Here is a 23,220-nt window from a genome sequence, read left to right as displayed (position 1 = left end):
TGGATAATACGGACGATCAAACGATCACGACATTCAGCCTTGATGATACGACGGATGTACTGACCCTGACCTTAGAAGATGGAGGCACACAAACGGTGGACTTCACTACGGTATTGGCGGCAGCGGGCACGGACGACCAGGGGTTGAGCTTGGCAGCAGGCAACATATTGACCTTAGAGGATGGTGGAACAGTAAACCTGACCTCGTTCTTGGATAATACGGATGATCAAATAGCTACTGAAGTAAGTATTGCAGATGCAGCGGGCAACTTCACATCAATTGAAGTTGAGGGCGCATTGGCTGAATTAGCTGTTGGCAGCACGGACGACCAGGGGTTGAGTTTGGCAACAGGCAACATACTAACCTTAGAGGATGGTGGAACAGTAAACCTGTCTACCTTCTTGGATAATACGGACGATCAAACGATTACGACATTCAGCCTTGATGATACGACGGATGTACTGACTCTGACCTTAGAAGATGGAGGCACACAAACGGTGGACTTCACTACGGTATTGGCGGCAGCAGGCACGGATGACCAAACAGCTACTGAAGTAAGTATTGCAGATGCAGCGGGCAACTTTACATCAATTGAAGTTGAGGGCGCATTGGCTGAATTGGCAGCAAGTAATACAGCAGATGACGATACTAATGCTTTAAATGAAATACAGACTATAGCTTCAGTAGACGGTTCAGTAATTGTAACCCCAAGCGGTATTAATTATGATTTATCAGTAGTAGCTGCAGATGGGTCTGAAACTGTTGTAACTGCTGGAACCGATATTAGTGTAACAGGCGATGGTAGTTTGACTACCCCTTATGTTATTGCCAATGTTAGACCTGATATATTTTATCCACCATCTATAGCAGTAGATGTATCAACAACGGGTACAGGTAGAACTATTGATTTGCACGCAGAATACCTTGACCAATATGGTACGCCAGATGTAGTAAGTGCAGGAGCGCCCGCAGCAATACCAACCTATGCAAATAACGAACTGTATTATTATGTCACCTATTTTGACAGCTCAGTTTTTGCAAATGTAAGTGTTGATGCTAATGGTGAAATGACTTATGATGTTATAGCCAGACCATACGACTATAATACATTAATAAATGTTGTTTTTGTAGCTAAATAAATAGCTTATTAAAGAATATATCCCAAATCGATTTGAAAAAAACCCATATATATAAAACCATATTTCTCAGTATCGTGACTACGATGCTGGGAATTATAGTATCCAATGCCCAATTCTTATTGCAGGCACCTAACTTAAGCGATGAAAATAATTATCGCTGGTATGAAGCCTCCAATATAAGTTCGGTTTTGGGAACAGAATCCTATTTAGAAGTTACCTCACCTGGTATATATTTCGCTACGTATGACGGTACATTATGTGGATCTAATGCGACAGGCTATTTTATTGTAACAGATTGTACTAATCCAGATAATCAAGTAACGATGGATATAACAGCGAATGTGCCTAATAACGCCACCGTTAGTTGGAACCCTACAGTAACAGGGGATCAATTAAGACCAATGATTATAGCTACCAATGCTGTTGTAAAATATACGGCAACGGTTACTAAGGCAGGTAATAATTTTAGTCTACCTAATTTTACTGTAGTCTGTTTACCTCAGGCTGCTAATTTAGTTGCCGATTTAGTGATAACTGATGAGGAAATTCCGGTGATTATTGATATTTATGGCAATGATACAGAATTACCGAGCCTTGGCGCATTAACAACTACGAACCCTGCAAATGGTACCGTAAACATTGATGACGGAGGAACACCAAATAATCCATTGGATGATATAGTTACCTATACTCCGAATCCGGATTTTAACGGTATGGATAGTTTTGAATATACAATTTGTAATAGTTTTGGAGATTGTAGTGCAGCTACGGTCACCATAGAGGTGTTACCGATTGTAGATACGAATGATGATTCTATCGCTATTAATAGTAATGAAATTAGAGTCATTGATACTTGGCAGGTTAACGATAACGACTTACCTAATTCGGGAACTTTTAGTGTAACCCAGCCTACAAGTGGTTCAGTAACTCTTGATGATAATGGTACATCTAATAATCCATCAGATGATGTACCTACATATTTTCCAAATAATAATTATATAGGAACAGACGTTTTTGATTATACGGTATGTGATTCTTTAGGTAATTGCAGTACATCAACTATAACTATTCTAATCAGTCCTTTAGGCGTTGATATGGATAGTGATAATGATGGTATTGTTGATAGTTTTGAGGATTTAAATCTAGATGGCGATAATGACCCATCTACAAACGCTACTGATAGTGATGGAGACGGATTCCCAGATTACATGGATATTGATAGCGATGGCGATGGGATACCAGATAATGTAGAAGCTCAAGCGACGACAGATTATATTACTCCATCAGGAATAGATGTTAATGGTAATGGGATGGATGATGCCTACGAGTCAAACGGTTTAATGGGAATATTTCCTGTAGATACAGATGGTGATAACCTTCCTGATTATTTGGATGAGGATAGTGATAATGACAATATACTTGATGAAATCGAAGGACATGATTTCAATCAAGATGGTATTGCAGACGTTATTAGAATAGGGTCAGATAAGGATAATGACGGCCTAGATGATGGCTTTGAAGGTTCAATATCTGTAGATGTAGATGTGAACGACGAAATAAACGATCCTTATACGCAATTGCCAAATACAGATGGTGATGAAGAATCTGATTATCGTGATACTGATGATGATGATGACGGAATTGAAACAATTGATGAGGATATAAATCAAAATGGAAATTATATCGATGATGATTCGGATGATGATGGTATTCCTAATTACTTAGATCCAGATTTAGGTGAATTGGATGAAGAAATCGAAGTGTTTAATGTAATTACACCTAATGGCGATGGTATACATGATATATTGCGAATAACAGGATTACAAAATTATCCGAACAATACATTGAAAATCTATAATAGATGGGGTGTTTCGGTATATATGACTAGGGCATATGATACCGAGGGTAATGTTTTTGATGGAACATCTGAGGGTAGAATTACTGTTGATGTAGATCGTAAACTTCCTGTAGGTACATATTTTTATATTCTAGATTACGAATTACCAAACGGGGAAACAAAGTCACTTTCTGGTTACATATATATTAATAGATAAGGAGATAAGGAGAATGTTGAAATCATATATAGACATTAAAAGAGTACATGTTATAAAACAGGTCGTCGCTATTCTAGCACTGGTCTTTAGTGTGTTTTCTTATGGACAACAAGATGCACAATATACCCAGTATATGTATAATACGGTAAGTGTGAACCCTGCTTATGCAGGTTCTAGAGGGCATATAAGTATCGCAGCATTGCATCGTTCGCAATGGATAGGTTTAGAAGGAGCTCCGACTACACAAACTTTAAATGTTCATTCGCCCATAGGTTATAGGGGAGTAGGTTTAGGTTTATCAATTGTTAATGATAAAATAGGGCCGACCTCAGAAACTAATTTCGATGTAGATTTTTCATATACTGTCTGGACATCGAGTGAGGGTAGATTAAGCTTTGGTCTTAAGGCAAGTGCTAACTTACTAGATATACGTTTTTCAGAGTTAAATCAGTATTCTACAGATCCAATTTTACAACAGGATATAGATAATAGGTTGTCACCCAATATTGGAGCTGGAGTTTATTACCATACCAATAAATTCTATCTAGGCTTATCGATACCACGTCTTTTAGAAACAACACATTTTCAAAAGACAAATTTATCGACAGCTAAAGAGCAAATGAATCTTTACCTGATAACAGGTTATGTATGGGATTTAAATGAGTTTGTGAAATTCAAGCCAACTTTACTAACCAAACTTGTACTTGGAGCCCCACTGCAAGTTGATTTGTCGGCGAATTTCATGTTTAATGAAAAGTTTATAGTCGGCGCAGCATATCGATGGGGTGCAGCTTTTAGTGGTATGGCAGGATTTAATATTTCTAATAAATTCTTAATAGGCATCGCTTATGATAAGGATACCACCGAACTTGGAAATGCCGCCTTTAATGATGGTTCATTTGAAGTGATTTTTAGATATGATTTTATTTCAGTCAAGAATAATTTGAAATCTCCACGATTCTTTTAGACCAATTCTATTAACGTATTATTATATGTTCTACTTTTTGTAAAATAAGTTAAACGCCTTATTTTTACAGAATGAAGGAAGAAGAGGTAATTCTTGTAAATCAAGAAGACGAGCAGATTGGTATCATGCCTAAAATGGAGGCCCATGAAAAGGCTTTGCTACACAGGGCATTCTCGGTTTTTATAACTAATGATAATGGAGAGATTATGTTGCAACAACGAGCTGCGTCAAAATATCATTCACCATTGTTGTGGACCAATACGTGTTGTAGTCACCAAAGGGTAGGAGAGTCGAATATAAGTGCCGGTAAACGGAGACTTCAAGAAGAAATGGGTTTTGAGGCAGAATTAAAAGAGCTATTTTCATTTATTTATAAAGCTCCATTTGATAATGGTCTAACCGAGCATGAGTATGATCATGTTATGTTAGGGCGTTTCAATACAGAGCCTATGATAAACCCAAAAGAAGTAGAAGCTTGGAAATGGATGTCACCAGAACTTGTCAATAAAGACATGGCAGATAATCCAGACGAATACACGGCTTGGTTTAAAATTATTTTCGAAAAATTCTACCAACATTTATTTAATACATCAGAAAGCAAATGAAGGTAAAGGTCAGTAGAAAAGCACATTTCAATGCAGCCCATAGATTATACAGAAAAGATTGGGATGACAAAAAGAATACCGATGTTTTCGGAAAGTGCAACAATCCTAATTTTCACGGTCACAATTATGAATTAATCGTAAGTGTGACTGGGGAAATTGACGCTGAAACTGGTTTTGTTATAGACATGAAGATTCTAAAAGATTTAATCAAACTAGAGGTTGAAGACTATTTGGATCATAAAAACCTTAATGTAGACGTGGCTGAATTTAAAAATCTAAATCCCACGGCAGAGAATATCGCTGTTATCATTTGGAAAAAATTAAGACCTCACATTTCGGATATTAGTGATTTGGAGGTTGTACTTTATGAAACACCACGAAATTTTGTAACCTTTTCTGGTTAAGATCTCTTGAGTTTCTGTTAAGGGGTAAAAGAAAAGTTAATATTTACCGTTGCTAAGCAGCTATTATTACCGTTAATATTTTAGTTTATGATATATCCTTTAAAATTTAAACCGATTTTAAAAGAAAGACTTTGGGGAGGCACCAAACTTAAAGAAGTTTTAGGGAAGCCTATTGAAAGTGATATCACTGGCGAAAGCTGGGAACTTTCAACCGTAAAGGGAGATATTTCGATTATAGCCAATGGTAGCTTAGAGGGTCAATCACTTCAAAGTTTAATTGATTCTAATGCAGAGGAGCTATTAGGAAAAAGTGTTGTGGAACGATTTGGAAAGGAGTTCCCGATTTTAATAAAGTTTATTGACGCTAAACAAGATCTGTCGATACAATTACATCCCAATGACAAACTAGCCAAAGAACGACATGATTCTTTTGGTAAGACTGAAATGTGGTATATAATGGATGCAGACCCAAAAGCTGAATTAATAGTTGGGTTCAATAAAAATGTATCGAAAGAGGAGTATGCAGAAAGTATAGAAAAAGATACTCTTTTAGATTTGTTAAATTATGAGCAGGTAAAAGAAGGAGACACCTTTTTTATTAATACGGGTAAAATTCATGCCATTTGTGCTGGGGTAATGTTGGCTGAAATACAACAAACATCAGATGTCACCTATCGTGTTTTTGATTTTAACAGAAAAGACAAGGATGGTAACCTGCGTGAGTTGCATACAGCGTTGGCCCTAGACGCTGTAGATTATGACAAGAAAGATGATTTTAAGGTTGCTTATCGTCAAGATCTGAATAAGATAAGTACCATGGTAGATTGTCCTTATTTTAAAACCAATTTTATTCAACTCACAGAGAATGTTGAATTAGACACCACAGAACGTGATTCTTTTACTATATTTATGTGTGTTGGTGGTGAAGCTATAATAAAAACACCTAAAGGTGAAGTATCGATAAGGAAGGGTGAAACAGCTTTAATACCTGCTTCTATGGAAAAAATAGAATTACAATCAACGGGAGCTAAACTCTTAGAAGTGACTATTTAACTGGAATTAAGCGTTCAGCAATTCAAAAACCGTATTTTTGCAAAAAATATTTAGTAATGGCAAGTATAAAAGATTTAAAAAAAGACATTAATAATGTTCTTGGTGACATTATAGAAGGCGTTTATGTAGTAGATGCTGCTAACGGAAAGAATAACTCAAAAGAGGGTGCAGCTATCATAGATAATGCAATTGAAATATTTGATGAGCTTATAGTTGAGGTCAACAAAGGTAAGGTTGAAAATAAAAAGGCACATTTCAAATCAGTACGAAAGGATTTAGAAACAAAGGCTACCAAATTGGTCGATGACCTTAACGAACTTACTTAGTTCAGGACTTCTAAACGAAATCGAAAAAGCATCCTATTTATAGGATGCTTTTTTAGTTTAAACTAGTTGTTGAGTAAATTCATTTATTTTTAAGTAATACGGCTAGTTCCTCACCGTATTTGGAGTTTGCTACTTCTGGAGGAAGTAAACCATAGATAGAGTCTAAATATTTGGTATTCGCATCTGATATTTCTTTCACAGCGATGTAGGGAGCTATAAATGAGTTTGAATTGTTGATTGCAAAATTAATAGCAAAAGCATAACCCCTTTGGGTATTTCTATTGCTAATTTTTTGCAACGAATCAATACTTAATTGATTCAATTCATTATTAGTTTGCGCAGCATTCATCATTATTTCAATGTTTCTTTTATTGATGCTAGACATTGTTTTTCTGAAATCATCTAACTTTCCATGAGTTTTAGAGCCAGATATTTTTGCTGTGGTATCAAAAGTATTCCAATCTGTATTGATTGTAATCGTACCAGGTTCAGCAAAAAAAGTGATTCGGTCATTGATATCATTATTATCATTCTTATCTAAATACAAATAATATATTTCTGGACTTTCTAGATTGGTTTTGAAGGTGAAATTTCCATCACCGTTAATTGCTACTGAATCCACAGAAATTAAAACTGTGTCTGGTATATGTTGTAAGTATACCATACCTTTTTTAAGGCCTTTTATTTTTCCAGTAACTATTAAATTTTCTTCTGGATTGTCACTGCATGAACCTAATACAAGTAATGCTGTAAAAACAAATATCAATCTTTTCATTCGTATATTTTAGGGCGCAAATATCTATAAATTTTAATAGATATAGGAGCCAACCATTAAATTGTTAGTAAAAAACAGTGTTAAAAAGTGGAGGCTACTTCCATTAAATAAGCACAGAGTAAAGCACCACCTGTACCCACCACATATCCTAAAACAGCTAATAATACCCCTACAGAAGTCAACGATGGATGAAACTCAGCTGCGACTACAGGTGCGGATGCGGCACCACCCACATTTGCTTGACTACCGACTGCTAAAAAGAAATACGGTGCTCTAATCAATTTAGCTACTAAGATTAACAGTCCGGCATGAATGGTAATCCAAATAAAACCTACAGCTATAAGGCCTGGATTTTCAAGTACCTTACCCAAGTCCATTTTCATTCCAATGGTAGCAACCAATATATAAATGAACATACTACCAATTTTACTAGCGCCAGCACCTTCGTAATTTTTAGCTTTCGTAAATGAAAGTGCAATTCCTATTCCAGTGGCAAAGACTACCATCCAAAAGAAACCTGAGCCTAAAAATGAAAGAAAGCTTTTTTGGTTGCTAACAGCATCAAAACTTATGGTTAAGTAAGCGCTGATGTGGTCACCAAAAAAATGAGCAAGACCAACAGCGGTAAAAGCTAAGGATAACATCATCATATAATCCTTCAAAGTGGGTACTCTGGTAATTTTTTCGGTAAACTCAGAAACCTTAATTCTCAGGGTTTCAATGGCCGAGGTGTCTGCTTTTAACCATTTATCGATCTGTTTCGTTTTCCCTACTCCTAATAATATAATGGCCATCCAAACATTGGCAACTACGATATCTATCAGAACCATACCGCCATATTTTTCTGGATTGTACTGAAATATTTCTAACATAGCTGCTTGGTTGGCACCACCACCAATCCAACTACCTGCGATGGTTGAAAGACCTCTCCAAATAGCATCAAAATCATTCCCACCAACGGTATCAGGAGAAAATATTGAAACGATAAGAATAGCAATTGGTCCACCGATGATTATTCCAATACTACCTGTTAAGAACATTATAATGGCTTTTGAACCTAAATTAGATATGGCTTTAATGTTAATACTTAATGTCATCAATACTAAGGCTGCAGGTAGTAGATATCTGCTGGCCATAAAATATAAATTGGAAATTTCATCTGAGACTATACCTGTACTGGTAAGAATAGCAGGTAATAAATAGCACATTAGTACTGCAGGTACAACAGAATAAAACTTTCTCCAAAAACCGGTTTTTAAGCTTGAGGTATAAAAAATAAAACCTAAACAAAGTGCCAGAAGTCCAAAGACTACTGTATCATTGGTGATTAGAGGTTGTGAAAGAAGGTGGTACATATGAAATTTGGTGAGTTGCTATTTTCAAATATAATCAAATAACCAAGTTCTCTTGTATAAAAATGGCTACTCCATCTTCAGTGTTTTTTAAAGTAACATGATCGGCAATTTTTTTAACTTCATCTCTACCGTTGGCAACGGCAACACCACAGCCAACATTTTCTAGCATTTCTATGTCGTTATAATTATCTCCAAATGCTATTACATCTTCTAATGATTCACCTTTACCAATCAACAGTTTAATAGCTGAGAGTTTTGAAACGGATTTTGGAGCAATTTCAATGAGGGTGTCGTTAGAACGGTACAGATTTAATATATGGGTAAATTTTTCTTGCAATAGTGGCATTAATACATCGGCACTAGACTTAGTGCACATTAGCATGATTTTATGCGCTCCAACTTCTCTTTGCTCCCAATTGTTTAATGTGGTGGATGTTGATTGAAGGGTGGGCGTTGTTTGTGTGTGTTTTGTTTCTATTTCTACCCGTTCTGAAGTTTTGGGAACATACCATTCATTATTATAATATAGACCTAGATCTGCATTCAATTCGGTGCAGATAGTGAAAATTTTTCTTAATATATTCACAGAGATAAATACAGAGGTTAATTCTTTATTTCCGGATAATACAAGTGCACCGTTATAACATACAATAGGCTGATCTGAAATACCTAAATTTTCTTGAATATATCGCATTGCATTTGGCATTCTGGCCGAAACCAAAATTATACGCATATCATTTTTAATGCGGTTTATTTGTGTAATCGTAAAATTGGAAACATCACTCTTTGTCGTTAATAAAGTGCCATCCAAATCTGAACAAAGTAGTTTAAAATTCATATTAAATATTTAACCAATAGGTAAGTTTTAAATTTATAGATCTATACTTGGGTTCAAAATTGTTCACAAAATAGTTATCGTTGTATACCACGAATAAGTCAGACAGTGGAGCAAAACGCCATTGTAGCCTTGAATTGAAACCAAGATTATCTCGTTGGTTACTGTATTGAATCAAAGTTGACCAAAATATAGATTTGCTGAAAGTGATATCTATTTTAGGGCTTATGAGCCAAATATCTGCACTTGGATAAGGGTTTGGTAAGGTTATCTGATCATAATTTAATAATATAGAAACAAAGGCTTTTGGCTGGAAGCGCATGGTCATCATCGTTTCTAATGAGAATCTATTTCCGTTAAAAAACCTACCCACGTTAGACTCTACTCTATAGGAAAAAATTTTACGCATATCAGATTGATAGTTTACTGTGGCATTATTGTAATGATAACCTTGATTTCCTGGTATTGGAATAGCTCCATCTGTATCAGTGGGGTCAAAATCATCAAATAGAAAGGTGTACTTATTAGAAATTCCAATTTCGGCTTGCGATTGATTGTTGAAATTTACAGACCAATTACTTCTAAAATCGTAGTCGGTATTTTGAAAATTATTTTTTGGACTCCATATAAATATGGGAAATACTTGAAACGCATGTTTTTGAATAGGGCCACTTTTGGGCCAAAATACGCGTTCTGCACTTAAAATTCCCTTAAAAATATCTGTTCTGCGAACAAAGCCTAAATCAGATGAAAAATCTTCATTAACGTAAACCGTTTTATTGTAAAAGTTCCAATTTCTAGAATTGAAACGCATATTCATGCCGCTTGCTATATTACCCTCATTATCATCTGGACTATATGATTTATGGGCAAAGAACTTGCCGTTCCATCGATTTTCTTTTGAGGCTAAATTATAGTCAAGACCTAAAACACGATTGTATTCATCTTCTCGACTAACAAAGTCGTATCCTTTAAAGGATTGTTTGTTAATGATAAACATGCCAATGTTTGATCTAGAAAAGACTTTTTGCTGCAAAGCAATCATGGTATTATTGTTTGATGCAATTTCATTTTCAAGGTCTTCAGCAGTTTGAATATTCAGTATGCCAACACGTAAATTTTTTGTGAGTTTTCCACTTAATCTTAGACCTCCAATAATTTTATTTTCTATGGCATTACCAGCACTATCTTCTGCAATCCCAATACGTCTAGAGAAGAAGGGGTTGGCATCTCGTTGGTCCCCAAAACTTACAAAAAGATCATTATTGTCAATAAAAAATTGTCGTTTTTCGGGTAGGGAAACCTCAAACCGGGTTAGGTTTGTTACTTGATTATCTACTTCTACTTGTGAAAAATCTGGATTTATCGTAATGTCTAGGTTAAGGCTGTTCCCTATTGATACCTTTGCATCTCCCCCAAAATTAAAATCGTTCAGACTTTCATTATTCTCAAAATCTTTTTGTGATAGTGTGTTGATGTATGGTATGATTGCTAATGGGGTTGTTGATTTACCCAAAGGCCTTTCAAAAACCAAGTCTCCCATAAATGCCAAATTATAAATCGATTGGTTCTGGGGAATTCTTGTCCAAGTACTGCGTTCATTAGACTGGGTGTCTACGCGGTAACTATTAAATCTCCATTTGGTCGTACCTTCTTTAAATTTAAGGGAAGTAAAAGGGATAATCATTTCTGCTGTAAAATAACCATCATACATTTTGGCATCACCTTTCCATTTCACATCCCAAGAAAGATTAAAGTCTTGTGGACCCCCACCGCCATTCGAAATTAGTGCTTCTCTACGAACGCCATAAGGGTTTATGCCAAACAAAAATGCGTTTGTACCGTCATTAAAAGTGTCAAAAACAAGTGAAAAACTATCACTACCACTTCCCCTAAAATCTCTTTTTAAAGATTGTAATGAATAGTTTTCTCCAACAGAACGTGCCTTAATGGCTATGTAAAGGTTTTTGTCGTCATAGAGTAACTTAATTTCTGATTGCTCCCTAGCTTGAATAGAATCTAAAGGGAAATATTCCCAAAAATTTGTAGCATTTTCGGCCATTTCCCAAATAGGCTCGTCTAATACGCCATCTGCAATAATACCTTCAGAAATATGTTTTACGATAAATGATTTAGGCTCTTTTTGAGAAAAAAGGGTGGTTGTAATCAGGAAAATAAAGGCAAGTAAAACTTTTGTCATAGGAGTATTGCTTGTTGGTTCTCAAATCTAAATGGTTGGTAGCGTAAATTGATTTATTGGCCCGTTAAATTAGAGTTATTTTTTAGACTAGATATTTAGCCAATATGTCAATTTTAAATTAATGGATCTGTATTTTGGTTCAAAGGAATTGACAAAATAGTTGTCATTATAAACAATGAACAAATCTGACAAAGGTGCAAAACGCCATTGCAGCCTTGAATTGAAGCCAAGGTTGTCTCGTTGATTACTATATTGAACCAGTGTGGACCAAAATACTGACTTACTAAATGTTACGTCGATTTTAGGACTTATGAGCCAAATATCTGCACTAGAGTAGGGAGCAGGTAGTTTTAATTTATCGTAGTTCATGGCCAAGGATAAAAATACCTTTGGTTGGAATCTCAGAAACAGTTCCCCCTCTATTGAAAAACGGTCTCCGTTAAAGAAACTTCCTATGGCCGGTTGAATTGCATATGCAAATCGTTTTCTACTATCTGATTTGTATTCTAAGGAAATGCTATTGTAATGATACCCTAATTCACCTGGTAATGGTATGGCACCATCTATATTGGTTGGATCAAACTCTTCAAAGAGGTAGGTATAGGTTTTACTGTAATCAACACTGATTTCTGATTGATCTTTGAATTTTGATTCCCAAGAACCCATCAATTCAAAGTCTGTATTCAAAAAATCATTATCTGGACTCCATGTTATTATCGGAAAAAATTTAAAACTATGGGTTTGCACGGCACTATCTTCTGGCCAAAAAATACGCTCTACCATCGTTGCAGTTTTAAAAATATCGGTTCTGCGAATAAAACCAAGATCCGATCTGAAATCTTCACCTATATAAGCTACATCCTCAAAAAAGTTCCAATTTCTAGAATTATACTGTAAAAAAGCTCCTGATGAAAAGGCTTTATCGCCTGAGTTATGAGCAAAAGATTTATGTAGATAAAATTTACCGTTCCAAACATTATTATCTGAAATTAGGTTATAGTCTATTCCGGCAACCCTATTATAACGGTCTTCTGGATTTTGAAAATCATATTCTTTAAAAGTTTCTCTATTAATGAAGAACATGCCAATATTAGAGCGTCCAAATACAGATTGCTGTAACGCCAACATGGTATTGTTATTTGAAGCTATGTTCAAGTCAAGGTCTTCAGCGGTTTGTAGGTTCAAGAATCCTAATCTAAGGGACTTAGTGACTTTTCCACTCAAACGAACACCTCCAATAATTTTATTTTCTACTGAGTTATCGGCAGTATCTTTTGCGATACCGATTCTTCGAGAAAAGAACGGATTAGCATCCCTACTTCCTCCAAAACTACCAAACAAGTCACTATTGTCTATGAAAAATTGTCTTTTTTCGGGTAGGGATACTTCAAAACGTGTAAGGTTGGTTATTTGGTTGTCTACTTCTACCTGAGAGAAATCTGGATTCACCGTTATATCTAAATTCATACTATTCCCAATAGCAACTTTGACGTCACCTCCAACTTTAATAGTAGTATTAGGTTCATCTAATTCAAAGTCTTTCTGAGAAATCATATTGACATAGGGAATGAAGGCTAGGGGAGTCCTGTATTTACCCAAAGGCTTTTCAAATATCATGTCTCCCATAAAGGTAAGACCATAAATATTTTGATTTTGGGGAATATTCATCCACGTGCTATTCTCGTTAGATTGGGTGTCAAATCTATAGCTGTTGAATCTCCATTTTGTTTCACCTTCCTTAAATTTGAATGCAGTTAGTGGAATTACCATTTCAGCAGTGTAATATCCGTCATATATCTTAGCATTACCTCTCCATTTAACATCCCATGAAATGGTAAATCCATTTAAATTTAATCCACCACCAGATACCAGACCTTCACGTCTTACTCCGTAAGGGTTAATTCCAAAAAGAAACGCATTATTACCATCATTAAAGGTGTCGAAAAGTAACGTTATGTTGTCGCTATTACCAGCTCTAAAATCTCTTTTTAAAGATTGTATGGCGTAATCATTACCAACAGTATAAACGGTTATACCGACATAAAGATTATCATCGTCATACAACATTTTTATTTCGGTTTGCTTTTTGGCCTGTATAGAATCTAATGGAAAATATTCCCAGAAATTATTAGCTGAATCCCCAGTTTCCCAAATTGGTTCATCAAGAATTCCATCTGGATCAATTGAGGCATTAATTTGCTTTACTATAAAAGAGCTGTTTGATGTTTGGGCTTTTATATGGAAGCAAAAAAGTAAAAGCACTAGCGTGCTGATGTACTTGGTCATTTTGGGGGGTTGTTTATTGATTGACCAAATCTAAGTTTTTGTTTCGTTAAAAAAATGCTAAATTTATTCTGGGTTACTCTGTTTAGGCTCCCTTTTAGCTTCTTTTAAGCTTTTCATAAGCATCCACTCAATTTGCCCATTGGTGCTGCGAAACTCATCTGCAGCCCATTTTTCAATAGCTTGCAGCATTTCTTCATTTACCCGCAATGCAAAAGGTTTTTTCTTACTCATTTAGAAATTAAACTTTTTAGTTTATAACCCTTGGAACAATGATTACCTAAGTATTATGAATTAGTGGTTTAACGTTCCTGCGTTTACTATTGGCGATACATCCTTATCCGAACATAATACAACCATAAGATTACTGACCATGGCAGATTTCCGGTCATCGTCCAAAGCTACCAAATCCTTTTTACTCAATTCTTCCAAAGCCATTTCTACCATGCTAACGGCACCTTCAACTATCTTATGTCTTGCTGCAACAATAGCAGTGGCTTGTTGTCTCTTTAGCATGGCGTTTGCAATTTCCTGCGCATAAGCCAAATAGCCTATACGTGCTTCAAGCACTTCTATTCCTGCCATGGATAGGCGTTCTTGAACTTCTTGCTCTAGTGCATCACTTACTTCGTTAACACTAGATCTTAAGGTGATATCCTCGTCAAGACCTTCATCTGCAAAATTATCGTAAGGGTACATACTTGCTAATTTACGAACTGCGGCATCGGTCTGAACACGTACAAAATTTTGATAATCATCTACATCAAAAGCCGCTTTGTAGGTATTTGTCACCCGCCAAACCAAAATGGTACTTATCATGATAGGGTTTCCTAATTTGTCATTAACCTTCAATCGTTCACTGTCAAAATTACTAGCCCTTAATGAAATTCTTTTTTTCGTGTATAATGGATTTACCCAGAAAAGTCCATTATCTTTAATAGTACCTACATATTTACCAAATAAGAGTAAAACCCTAGAGCTGTTTGGGTTTACAAGGACAAAACCTGCACACATTATTAGGGCTGCAAATATCATAAAGGCACCTACGTAAACTCTGAGTAGCGCTATTCCTCCTATTAATAAAGCTATGAGAACAAAAAGCATTACATAGCCATTCTTTGCACTGTGGTTTTTTTCTATTTCCATAATTTATGATATTAAAATGATATCATAAATATATCAAAATAATTTAAATTAAAATATGTTTATCTTGTTAAAGTGGAAAAGCAAGTAATTCAACCATTAAATTTTTTAGTCTTCTTTTTATTCGGATTCTTAAATAAGCGTTTGAAAAAACCATCGCGTTTTACAGGGTCACAATTCAAAGCTTCTATTACCGAAGATGATGGCTTTGGAAAAGTAGTTTTTGTGTAAGGGTCAAAATGGGTGTTCTTATTCAATTGTTGCATCCAAAGCCCAAATAATGGTAGAGCGGCATTGGCTCCTTGACCGATGCTTGTATTACTGAAGCCGATTTCATGTTGGTCGAGGCCTACCCAAGTAATATGAACAAACTTTGGCATAAGTGCCACAAACCAAGCATCTTTATTATTTTGGGTTGTACCTGTTTTTCCGGCTATATCATTTTTGAGTCCATACGTACTTCGCAATCTTGATGCAGTTCCAGAATTAACGGTTGACTTCAACATTTCAATCATTATTTGCCCAGTTTCTTTAGAGAAAGCAGATTGCTTACTCAGTTCAGATTTAAATTCTGCCAGAACAGAGTCCTTTTGATTCGTAATTCTTTTTATCAAAATAGGTTTGTGATGTTTTCCATTATTCACAAAGCTGGTATATGCTTGAGCCAGTTCAAGAATTTTAATTTCCCCCGTTCCTAAGGCGATAGAAGGTTCATGGGGAAGTTTTTCGGTAATACCCATTGATTTCGCCATAGTTGTAACATTGCCAATACCTGCCTTTTCCAAAACTTTAACTGCAATAGTATTTACAGAATTGCTCAACCCCTCTTCCATAGAATAATTAAGGTATGCTTCATCTTTATCTCCAGAATTACCGGGTGTCCATCCTTTTAAATTGTCATATTCTACTTCTTCTGCAGAAAAATAGGTGCAGGGTCTAATACCCTGCTCTAAGGCGGTAGTGTATACAATTGGTTTGAAGGTGGAGCCTACTTGGCGCTTACTTTGTGAAATATGGTCGTACTTGTACTGTTTGAAATTTATTCCACCGATCCAAACTAGGACCTCACCATTTGTAGGGTTAATTGTTAAGGAGCCCGTGTTCAAAAATTTGGTATAGTGCCGTATGCTATCCATCGTACTAGCTACTTTTTCTTCGTCACCATACCAAGTATTAAAAGTTCGTTCTCGATTATCGTTAGATAAGCTATCAACGATTTGTTCGTGCGACAGACCCGATTTTTGCAACTTTTTATAGGAAATAGTTCTTTTTGCAATTTTTTGTATCAGATTTTCATCCTTTAGCCATGGAGCATTTTTACCATAACTTTTTTCAAAATCACCTTGCAGTTTGGTCATATGTTCAACCATTGTATTTTCTGCTAATTTTTGCATTTTAAAATTTAGTGTCGTGTATATTTTTAGACCCGACGTGTAGATATTATAGTCAGTTCCATTGTTATCATGGTCCGCTACCCATCGCAGCATTTCTTTACGTACCTCTTCTCTAAAATAAGGAGCTATACCTGCATTATAATCAAACTCCCGATAGTCAAGTTTTAATTCTTCTTGCGTAAATTGTTTTACTTGTATATCAGAAAGGTAGCCATTGCTATTCATCGTATTCAATACCAGATTTCTTCTATTTTGACTTTTTTCAGGAAACAATCTTGGATTATAGCCATAGGTAGCTTTCAACATTCCTACTAGAGTAGCTGCTTGAGGTGCAGTGATATCTTTGGTGCGTGAATTATAGAATTTGAGGGCGGCACTTTCAATACCAAAGGTATTATCACCGAAGGATACGGTGTTGAGGTAATTCGTCAATATCTCATCTTTTGTAAAAATTTTCTCTAGTTTTTTGGCAATGATCATTTCCTTAACCTTATTAACTACTAGGTTGGTTGAATTTCGTTCTTTTCTAGGATACAGATTTTTTGCTAATTGTTGGGTGATGGTACTACCGCCACCAGATGAGTTATCACCCATAAGTAGTGTTTTAAAACCAACACGTAACAAACTTTTAAAATCTATTCCAGAATGGTCATAGAATCGTTCATCTTCGATAGAAATTAAGGCTTGCTTTAAATGTTCGGGAAAATCAGCGTAGGTTACAGGTTGACGGTCGTACAGATAATACTTGCCAATAAGTACACTATCGGCTGTAAATACTTCGGATGCAATTTGATATTGAAAATTTGAAAGTTCATTTTTTGATGCAATCTGCCCCCATATGCCCACATTAACACTGCCAATAAATAGGATACAAAAGGCAAAAAAGCCAAGAATTCCAAAACCAATAATTTTTAGAACTTTTAGTTTACGTATTGATTTTACAGATGACTTTTTCTTCATTGCCGCAAGTTCTACTATAAATTTAACCTTACCGAAGTTTTAACAATACCTTAAAATATGAAATCCTATTTTTGAGCAAATTTTTAATGATGAAGAGTATTCTGATTTTAGTTGTCTTAGTCGCAAATTTCACTTTTGCCAACGACATGGTTTGGTCTAAAACGGGCCATAGGGTTGTTGGTGAAGTAGCCGAGCAATATCTTAGTAAAAAGGCGAAACGGGCCATTTCAAATTTATTGGATGGAAAAAGTTTAGCGGCGGTCGCAAATTTTGGTGATGAAATAAAAGCGGATCGTGCTTATAGTAAATTCAGTGCTTGGCATTATGTAAATATTCCTTTTGATAAAACATATGCTGATGTAGAGCCAAACGAATATGGCGATTTAGTGCAAGGCATAAATTCATGTATTGACATTATTAAGGATGAAACAAGCAGTAGAGAAGATAAAGTTTTCTATTTGAAGTTTTTAGTACATCTGATAGGAGACCTTCATCAACCAATGCATGTTGGCAGGGAAGAAGACAAGGGAGGTAATGATATACAGCTACAATGGTTTGGGAAAGGCACAAACTTGCATAGAGTATGGGACTCTAATATGATTACCGATAATGGTATGAGTTTTACAGAACTTGCTTTTGAATATCCAGAAATGAGTAAACAACAGGTTCGCTATTTACAAGATGGCACATTGTTGGATTGGGTAGAAGAGTCGCATCAATTGGCCGAAAGCGTATATGAATCTGTAGCGACTGGGGAGAAATTAGGATATAGATATAGTTACGACTGGTGGGATACCGTAGCCGACCAATTGCAAAAAGGAGGTATACGCCTTGCATCAGTTTTGAACGACGTGTTTAAATAATTACCTTTTTGATATTTTATTGCCCGAAATAGTTCTTTGTCTTGAGCATCTAAATCGGTCAGTTTCATCTGTTCTTAATTTAGCATGTTTGGTTGCCCGACCCTGAACTCGTTTGCGCCACATTCTAAAACTACTTGCCTTCATTTCTCGGCGCATAATTTCGATGGTTTCTTGTTCAGTAATACCAAATTGAAAAGTGATGGCCTCAAAGGGGGTGCGGTCTTCCCAGGCCATTTCAATAATTCGGTCTAATTCTCGTTCGTTAAATTCTTTTATCATAACCAGGTAAAGATACTAACTAGCTATTATTTAGGCTAAAGACTAATCGACTTTAAGTATTATTTAATAATTCTAAAAGTTAGATTGATACGTTCTCCGATCACCTTTGCAGTTTTCGCTATTTGGTGTTTCCAGAAATGCTGCGTTTCCCCCCTCATTATTAAAAGACTACCGTGCTCTAATAAAAGTTTGTGTTTTAAAGCTGGGTTTGTACTGTGTTTTAAATTGAAGAAACGTTCGGTACCTAAACTTATAGAGGCGATTACTGGGTTTTTTCCTAGTTCCTTTTCATTATCCGCATGCCAACCGTTGCTATCTCTTCCGGTCCTATATCTATTGATTAGGCAGGTCGTGAATTCTACTCGGGCAACGCTCTCAACCATATTTTTTATTTCAAGCAATTCTTTAGTGAATACGCTGGGCTGCATAGAAATGCTCGAATAGGAATAAGGCTTGTTATTATTTGCGTATAAAGCGGTTAGCCTTGGTTGTGGGTAGCTTTTGCCAAAAACGGTAATATCATCTTGTTGCCAGGGAGTTGTATCTCTTAGATTTTGAAAATAGTCATCGGCTTTGGTAGGTGAAATAAAGCTAGGATGGTAACTGATTTCACTATCTGGTAGCTTCAAAATTCGAACATCATTGAAAAGATTATGCATTAGACTACAACTGTTTTTAATTCCTTCCTGTATTCAGATGGATTTTGTCCTGTAAACGCCTTAAATGATTTATTAAAATGTGAAAAATTATTAAAACCACATTCGAAACAAACCTCTGTTATACTCATTGGTTTCTCTGCCAATAATTTAGAGGCATGCACCAATCGATATTCATTTACGAATTGAACGAAGGTCTTATTCGTGATTTTTTTGAAGTATCTACAAAATGAAGGTATGGTCATACTAACCATAGACGATATTTTTTCCAGGGTAAGTTCTTCCCGAAAATTAGTCTTAACATGGTTAAATACAATATTGATACGGTCATTATCCTTTACATCGGTTGCAAAAGAAAATCCCTCTGCATTTAATAATCGCATATCGTCTGAGTTGCCCAACTCATTTAATATATTAAGAATGGATAATAAGCGTTGAAAATCTGTTTGATATTCCAACACCTCCATTTTATCACCTATTTTTCGTTTTGTTTTACCCGAAAAAGCAATACCTCCACTAGCTACATTGAAGAGGCTTTCGATCTTCTTCATTTCTGGAAGTTTAAAGAAATTGGTTCCTAAGAAATCGGTCTTCATCTGTACAACCGTTTCACTTGTGTTGCCGGTAAGGGCATCGGTAAATCCGCAATGTGGTAGATTACTACCTATTAATATAAGGTCTCCCTTGGTATAATAAGATACGTGGCTGCCTATTTGCCGCTTACCTGAGCCACCATTTACATAAACCAATTCTAGTTCTGGGTGATAATGCCATACATTGTTTTTGTTCAGTCTGTGCTCATCAAATTTCTGGTATGTAAAAGAATGGCCGAAATCTGGTTCGATGGCTTCAAAAGTAGGTTTCTGTTTTACCATGATACTATAAGTTTACACATAACAATTAGATAATCGTTATACCCTTAATCTCTGCGAAATTAACCAAAATATGTGTATTATTAACATAGGAAGGGCGAATGTCGAGTATGATGGTTAAAATAGAACATAAATCGGAAAAATATGATGTAGTGAGCGCTAGATAACGACCGTATGTTTGTAGTGTAAATTATCATTAACCCTTTAAAAGAATTTAGAATGAAAAACATTATAAAAATCACTACAGTAGTTGCCTTTATGTTCGCTACAGTAGCCGGCATTGCAAGAGAGCCAAAATTGAACTTATTATCTGCAGGAAAAGCCAAGAGTGTGGTTTTGACAATGGATGCATCTTCTAAAGGTGTACAGGTAAAGTTAATGGATGCAGACTTGAATGTTATTTATTCAGAAAGAATGTCTGCGGGTCTATTCAGTAAGAAATTAAATCTTAAAGATTTGACAGATGGGGTTTATTTCTTATCAGCCGAGGATAATTTGAAAAATTATTCATACACAATTGTTTTAGAGAACAATAATCTAAAAATTGTTGCTATTGCTGAAGATATTAAGCCTGTTTTTAGAAAGACTGACAATATGATTCTTATGAACTATTTAAACTTGGATAAATCTAAGTTGTCTATTAAAATATTTGATGCTGAAAGTAGAACTGTATTTTCACATGAAGTAGCAGATGAAATGATTGTTGAAAAAGCATTCAATTTTACAGATGCTTTTCCAGGTGTTTATACTGTAATTGTTAAGTCTGCAGGCAAAACGTATACCGAAGAGTTTGTTGTTAATTAAATTGATTTAAGTTGATTTCATTAAAAGGGGACGGGAGCGTCCCCTTTTTTTTGTTTACTATTTTACGTACCAAAAAGCCCAAAACATAAGTACAAACTGAAGTGGTAATCTCAGTAATAATACCCATTTAGGAAAACCGGCAGCAGCCTTATTACTAGATAACATGTATAAGTGAACTAGTAGAAATACAGCTAGCATAGTAATTATTCCATATATAGCGCTATTTTGTGTAGGTCTAAAAAGAAGACCAATACCCAATACTACTTCGGCAATACCACTCAGTAATACCAATTGCTTATGAAAGGGAAGGTATCGAGGCATAATTCTCAAATACACTTTCGGTTTTATAAAATGCATTATACCTGCCAATATATAAACTGCGGCCATTAGATATAGATGCCAAGGAAATATCATTTAGAGTTGATTTAAAAGTGCGTTGTAATTTAAGACTTCGTATCAGAATTAATCCAATTCAGCATTTTACCCTCTAAAATAGCGAGGGGAACACAACCAACTTCAAGAATTTTTTCATGAAATAATCTGATGTCAAAATCATTACCAAATTTTGCTTCTGCTTTTGAGCGTAGTTCTAGAATTTTTAATTGACCTATTTTATAAGATAAAGCTTGACCTGGGTTTGCCATGTAGCGTTCAATTTCTGCCGTAATACTGGCTTCAGATTCTGCTTCATTTTCCAATGAATATCGAATAGCCTGTTCTCTGGTCCATCCTTTAGAATGTAAACCTGTATCGACTACCAGTCGAACGGCTCTGTGCATTTCAGCACCCAACATTCCGAAATATTGATAAGGGTCTTTGTAAAGCCCTAGTTCTTTTCCTAATGATTCTGTATATAATGCCCAACCTTCACCATAAGCACTGTACCACAAGGTTTTTCTAAATTCTGGAAGGTTTTTGTTTTCTTGAGTCAAGGAAATTTGAAAATGATGTCCAGGTATAGCCTCATGTAAGAATAAATCTTCATCAGAATATGTATTGTACGATGTTACATCTGGTATGGGGACATAAAATATACCGGGTCTGGTGCCATCTAAAGAACCAGGATTATATTCAGCACTAGCGGAAGCTTCCCTAAAAGATTCAGTACGCCTAACCTCAAAAGGAGTTTTAGGTTGTTTACTGAACAAGGCATTTATTTGGGGAATCATTTTTTGATGGATATCATTAAAGTTGTCAATTACCTGTTGAGGTTCTGTAAAAGGCATCAATTCTTTTTTAGTACGAACTTCATCAAAAAATTCTTTTAGAGTACCAGAAAAACGAACTTCCTGCTTTACGTTCTTCATTTCAGCACTGATTCTAGCAACTTCCTTTAATCCAATTTCATGGATCTCTTTTGCAGTTAACGTTGTTGTAGTGTATAATTTTATTTGATGTGCGTAGTAAGCATCTCCATTTGGTATGCCTTGTATTCCGCTTGATTCACGACCAGCATTCAAATATTCATTAGCCATAAAATCATACAAGTCTTTATAGGCCGGAATAATGTTATTATTAATCATGGTCACATAGTCTGATGTTAACTGCATACGATCAGATGGAGAAAACTCTGGCGGGAAATTTTTAATAGGTGTGTAAAATAAATTGGACTCCAATTCATTTTTTATAACGCTTTCCAATTGTGGTAAAACTTTAGATATTAAAGATTTTGGCAGCACGTTTTTTGCCTTAATACCAGCTATCATTTGATTCTTTGCCGAATTAAGCCAAACCACATAATCATCTAATCGGCTTAACCAATTATCATAATCTTCGACAGTTTTAAAAGGTTGGGCGCTACTTCCTCCAGCTAACTGTCCAATCATTAAATTCATTGACCACATTTGGTCTATCGGTGTGTAATTTTTGAAAGAAAGCCCTTCTAGGTTTACTTCACACTCCCATTTTAGAATGGCATTGGACATTTCTTCACTTTCAGAAAGTCTGGTAGCTTCAAACTTTTTTGATTTCGCCAAATAGCTGGTATAATACCGCTTTAGTTTTTCTTTGTAAGATTTAGATAGGAAATTGGGTAATGTATCGTTGTATCTATTGTCTCCTTGAAATGTAGCGTTTAAGGGATTTAGCTTAAGCCCATCTTCGTAATAATTGGTTAACAAAGAACTGAACCCAATATTATGCATGGTAGGGTTTGCTATTTTTTTAGGATTGTTTCTTGTTTGTGCTATGGTTATTAGCCCAGAAATTAGAGCGCAAATTAGTAGTATCTTTTTCATTAAAATTGTTAGTTTA

General features: G+C 35.5%; 22 protein-coding genes. 9 read left to right on the top strand and 13 right to left on the bottom strand.

Going from position 1 to position 23,220, the window contains the following annotated elements; genetic code table 11:
- From ES765_RS21860 to ES765_RS17230, 7 genes are all read left to right on the top strand, one after another.
- On the top strand, positions 1-1,139 hold a 1,139-nt coding region (locus ES765_RS21860; protein WP_171017347.1), incomplete at its 5' end, for a hypothetical protein.
- Between the two features lie 83 nt (positions 1,140-1,222).
- On the top strand, positions 1,223-3,193 hold the full coding sequence (locus ES765_RS17255; RefSeq protein ID WP_138115591.1) for a gliding motility-associated C-terminal domain-containing protein: 1,971 nt from the start codon (positions 1,223-1,225) through the stop codon (positions 3,191-3,193).
- 13 nt (positions 3,194-3,206) lie between these two features.
- Complete coding sequence (locus ES765_RS17250; RefSeq protein ID WP_138115590.1) at positions 3,207-4,160, top strand: type IX secretion system membrane protein PorP/SprF; 954 nt, start codon at positions 3,207-3,209, stop codon at positions 4,158-4,160.
- Between the two features lie 71 nt (positions 4,161-4,231).
- The gene (gene idi / locus ES765_RS17245) at positions 4,232-4,765 is read left to right on the top strand and encodes an isopentenyl-diphosphate Delta-isomerase (RefSeq protein ID WP_138115589.1); all 534 of its coding nucleotides are present in this window, start codon (positions 4,232-4,234) and stop codon (positions 4,763-4,765) included.
- Positions 4,762-5,169 (top strand): 6-pyruvoyl trahydropterin synthase family protein, encoded by a 408-nt coding sequence (locus ES765_RS17240; RefSeq protein ID WP_138115588.1) that lies wholly within the window; start codon positions 4,762-4,764, stop codon positions 5,167-5,169. Before idi ends, ES765_RS17240 begins: the two co-directional genes overlap by 4 nt.
- A 90-nt stretch (positions 5,170-5,259) precedes the next feature.
- Positions 5,260-6,222 carry a type I phosphomannose isomerase catalytic subunit gene (locus tag ES765_RS17235; RefSeq protein WP_138115595.1) on the top strand — a complete coding sequence of 321 codons (963 nt, stop codon included), beginning with the start codon at positions 5,260-5,262 and terminating at the stop codon, positions 6,220-6,222.
- Positions 6,223-6,278: 56 nt separating this feature from the next.
- Positions 6,279-6,548: a hypothetical protein gene (locus ES765_RS17230; RefSeq protein ID WP_138115587.1), complete on the top strand. Its 270-nt coding sequence runs from the start codon at positions 6,279-6,281 to the stop codon at positions 6,546-6,548.
- Between the two features lie 79 nt (positions 6,549-6,627).
- Here the strand turns inward: ES765_RS17230 and ES765_RS17225 are convergent, their stop codons facing one another.
- The 8 genes from ES765_RS17225 to ES765_RS17190 form a co-directional block, all read right to left on the bottom strand.
- Entirely contained in the window at positions 6,628-7,323 is a 696-nt protein-coding gene (locus ES765_RS17225; RefSeq protein ID WP_138115586.1) for a DUF4369 domain-containing protein, read from the bottom strand.
- 80 nt (positions 7,324-7,403) lie between these two features.
- Positions 7,404-8,678: a DUF819 domain-containing protein gene (locus ES765_RS17220; protein ID WP_138115585.1), complete on the bottom strand. Its 1,275-nt coding sequence runs from the start codon at positions 8,676-8,678 to the stop codon at positions 7,404-7,406.
- A 34-nt stretch (positions 8,679-8,712) separates the two neighbouring features.
- Entirely contained in the window at positions 8,713-9,516 is an 804-nt protein-coding gene (locus ES765_RS17215; protein WP_138115584.1) for a Cof-type HAD-IIB family hydrolase, read from the bottom strand.
- A 1-nt stretch (position 9,517) separates the two neighbouring features.
- Positions 9,518-11,713: a DUF5916 domain-containing protein gene (locus tag ES765_RS17210; RefSeq protein ID WP_138115583.1), complete on the bottom strand. Its 2,196-nt coding sequence runs from the start codon at positions 11,711-11,713 to the stop codon at positions 9,518-9,520.
- A gap of 87 nt (positions 11,714-11,800) precedes the next feature.
- Complete coding sequence (locus ES765_RS17205) at positions 11,801-13,999, bottom strand: DUF5916 domain-containing protein (RefSeq protein WP_138115582.1); 2,199 nt, start codon at positions 13,997-13,999, stop codon at positions 11,801-11,803.
- Positions 14,000-14,062: 63 nt separating this feature from the next.
- Positions 14,063-14,230 carry an Arc family DNA-binding protein gene (locus ES765_RS17200; protein ID WP_138115581.1) on the bottom strand — a complete coding sequence of 56 codons (168 nt, stop codon included), beginning with the start codon at positions 14,228-14,230 and terminating at the stop codon, positions 14,063-14,065.
- 60 nt (positions 14,231-14,290) lie between these two features.
- Positions 14,291-15,142 (bottom strand): SPFH domain-containing protein, encoded by an 852-nt coding sequence (locus ES765_RS17195; protein ID WP_138115580.1) that lies wholly within the window; start codon positions 15,140-15,142, stop codon positions 14,291-14,293.
- An 89-nt stretch (positions 15,143-15,231) separates the two neighbouring features.
- The gene (locus ES765_RS17190) at positions 15,232-17,493 is read right to left on the bottom strand and encodes a transglycosylase domain-containing protein (protein WP_138115579.1); all 2,262 of its coding nucleotides are present in this window, start codon (positions 17,491-17,493) and stop codon (positions 15,232-15,234) included.
- A 71-nt stretch (positions 17,494-17,564) separates the two neighbouring features.
- On the opposite strand from ES765_RS17190, the gene ES765_RS17185 reads away from it, so the two are divergent.
- Positions 17,565-18,356 (top strand): S1/P1 nuclease, encoded by a 792-nt coding sequence (locus ES765_RS17185; RefSeq protein ID WP_317131435.1) that lies wholly within the window; start codon positions 17,565-17,567, stop codon positions 18,354-18,356.
- Here ES765_RS17185 and ES765_RS17180 read toward each other — a convergent pair whose 3' ends face one another.
- The 3 genes from ES765_RS17180 to ES765_RS17170 are packed head-to-tail and all read right to left on the bottom strand — an operon-like array spanning position 18,357 to position 20,166.
- Positions 18,357-18,635 (bottom strand): TIGR03643 family protein, encoded by a 279-nt coding sequence (locus ES765_RS17180; protein WP_138115578.1) that lies wholly within the window; start codon positions 18,633-18,635, stop codon positions 18,357-18,359. It lies immediately after the preceding gene.
- Between the two features lie 59 nt (positions 18,636-18,694).
- A complete protein-coding gene (locus ES765_RS17175) occupies positions 18,695-19,294 on the bottom strand; it encodes an alpha-ketoglutarate-dependent dioxygenase AlkB family protein (RefSeq protein WP_138115577.1) in 600 nt (199 codons plus the stop codon).
- On the bottom strand, positions 19,294-20,166 hold the full coding sequence (locus ES765_RS17170; protein WP_138115576.1) for an AraC family transcriptional regulator: 873 nt from the start codon (positions 20,164-20,166) through the stop codon (positions 19,294-19,296). The genes ES765_RS17175 and ES765_RS17170 overlap by 1 nt, the downstream gene beginning before the upstream one ends.
- Positions 20,167-20,382: 216 nt before the next feature.
- Here ES765_RS17170 and ES765_RS17165 point away from each other — a divergent pair, with 216 nt between their 5' ends.
- Complete coding sequence (locus ES765_RS17165) at positions 20,383-20,967, top strand: hypothetical protein (RefSeq protein WP_138115575.1); 585 nt, start codon at positions 20,383-20,385, stop codon at positions 20,965-20,967.
- Positions 20,968-21,024: 57 nt separating this feature from the next.
- On the opposite strand, the gene ES765_RS17160 is transcribed toward ES765_RS17165, so the two are convergent.
- The gene (locus ES765_RS17160) at positions 21,025-21,381 is read right to left on the bottom strand and encodes a MauE/DoxX family redox-associated membrane protein (protein ID WP_138115574.1); all 357 of its coding nucleotides are present in this window, start codon (positions 21,379-21,381) and stop codon (positions 21,025-21,027) included.
- Between the two features lie 29 nt (positions 21,382-21,410).
- Positions 21,411-23,204, bottom strand: coding sequence for a DUF885 domain-containing protein (locus ES765_RS17155; RefSeq protein ID WP_138115573.1), 1,794 nt, complete (start codon positions 23,202-23,204; stop codon positions 21,411-21,413).
- Positions 23,205-23,220 lie beyond the last annotated feature (16 nt).

It is taken from the genome of Maribacter sp. ACAM166, from assembly GCF_005771495.1.
Taxonomy (GTDB): Bacteria; Bacteroidota; Bacteroidia; order Flavobacteriales; family Flavobacteriaceae; genus Maribacter.
Note: the sequence above shows the minus strand (reverse complement) of the source record. Positions and strands in the feature narration are given on the sequence as shown.

Excerpts from the sequence above, each read along its gene's own strand:
- ES765_RS17160 (WP_138115574.1), bottom strand. The coding sequence starts at position 21,381 with ATGATATTTCCTTGGCATCTATATCTAATGGCCGCAGTTTATATATTG.
- ES765_RS17255 (WP_138115591.1), top strand. The coding sequence starts at position 1,223 with ATGCTGGGAATTATAGTATCCAATGCCCAATTCTTATTGCAGGCACCT.
- ES765_RS17215 (WP_138115584.1), bottom strand. The coding sequence starts at position 9,516 with ATGAATTTTAAACTACTTTGTTCAGATTTGGATGGCACTTTATTAACG.
- ES765_RS17220 (WP_138115585.1), bottom strand. The coding sequence starts at position 8,678 with ATGTACCACCTTCTTTCACAACCTCTAATCACCAATGATACAGTAGTC.
- idi (WP_138115589.1), top strand. The coding sequence starts at position 4,232 with ATGAAGGAAGAAGAGGTAATTCTTGTAAATCAAGAAGACGAGCAGATT.
- ES765_RS17240 (WP_138115588.1), top strand. The coding sequence starts at position 4,762 with ATGAAGGTAAAGGTCAGTAGAAAAGCACATTTCAATGCAGCCCATAGA.
- ES765_RS17175 (WP_138115577.1), bottom strand. The coding sequence starts at position 19,294 with ATGCATAATCTTTTCAATGATGTTCGAATTTTGAAGCTACCAGATAGT.
- ES765_RS17225 (WP_138115586.1), bottom strand. The coding sequence starts at position 7,323 with ATGAAAAGATTGATATTTGTTTTTACAGCATTACTTGTATTAGGTTCA.
- ES765_RS17180 (WP_138115578.1), bottom strand. The coding sequence starts at position 18,635 with ATGATAAAAGAATTTAACGAACGAGAATTAGACCGAATTATTGAAATG.
- ES765_RS17230 (WP_138115587.1), top strand. The coding sequence starts at position 6,279 with ATGGCAAGTATAAAAGATTTAAAAAAAGACATTAATAATGTTCTTGGT.
- ES765_RS17170 (WP_138115576.1), bottom strand. The coding sequence starts at position 20,166 with ATGGTAAAACAGAAACCTACTTTTGAAGCCATCGAACCAGATTTCGGC.
- ES765_RS17250 (WP_138115590.1), top strand. The coding sequence starts at position 3,207 with ATGTTGAAATCATATATAGACATTAAAAGAGTACATGTTATAAAACAG.
- ES765_RS17195 (WP_138115580.1), bottom strand. The coding sequence starts at position 15,142 with ATGGAAATAGAAAAAAACCACAGTGCAAAGAATGGCTATGTAATGCTT.
- ES765_RS17155 (WP_138115573.1), bottom strand. The coding sequence starts at position 23,204 with ATGAAAAAGATACTACTAATTTGCGCTCTAATTTCTGGGCTAATAACC.
- ES765_RS17205 (WP_138115582.1), bottom strand. The coding sequence starts at position 13,999 with ATGACCAAGTACATCAGCACGCTAGTGCTTTTACTTTTTTGCTTCCAT.
- ES765_RS17210 (WP_138115583.1), bottom strand. The coding sequence starts at position 11,713 with ATGACAAAAGTTTTACTTGCCTTTATTTTCCTGATTACAACCACCCTT.
- ES765_RS17165 (WP_138115575.1), top strand. The coding sequence starts at position 20,383 with ATGAAAAACATTATAAAAATCACTACAGTAGTTGCCTTTATGTTCGCT.
- ES765_RS17200 (WP_138115581.1), bottom strand. The coding sequence starts at position 14,230 with ATGAGTAAGAAAAAACCTTTTGCATTGCGGGTAAATGAAGAAATGCTG.
- ES765_RS17190 (WP_138115579.1), bottom strand. The coding sequence starts at position 17,493 with ATGAAGAAAAAGTCATCTGTAAAATCAATACGTAAACTAAAAGTTCTA.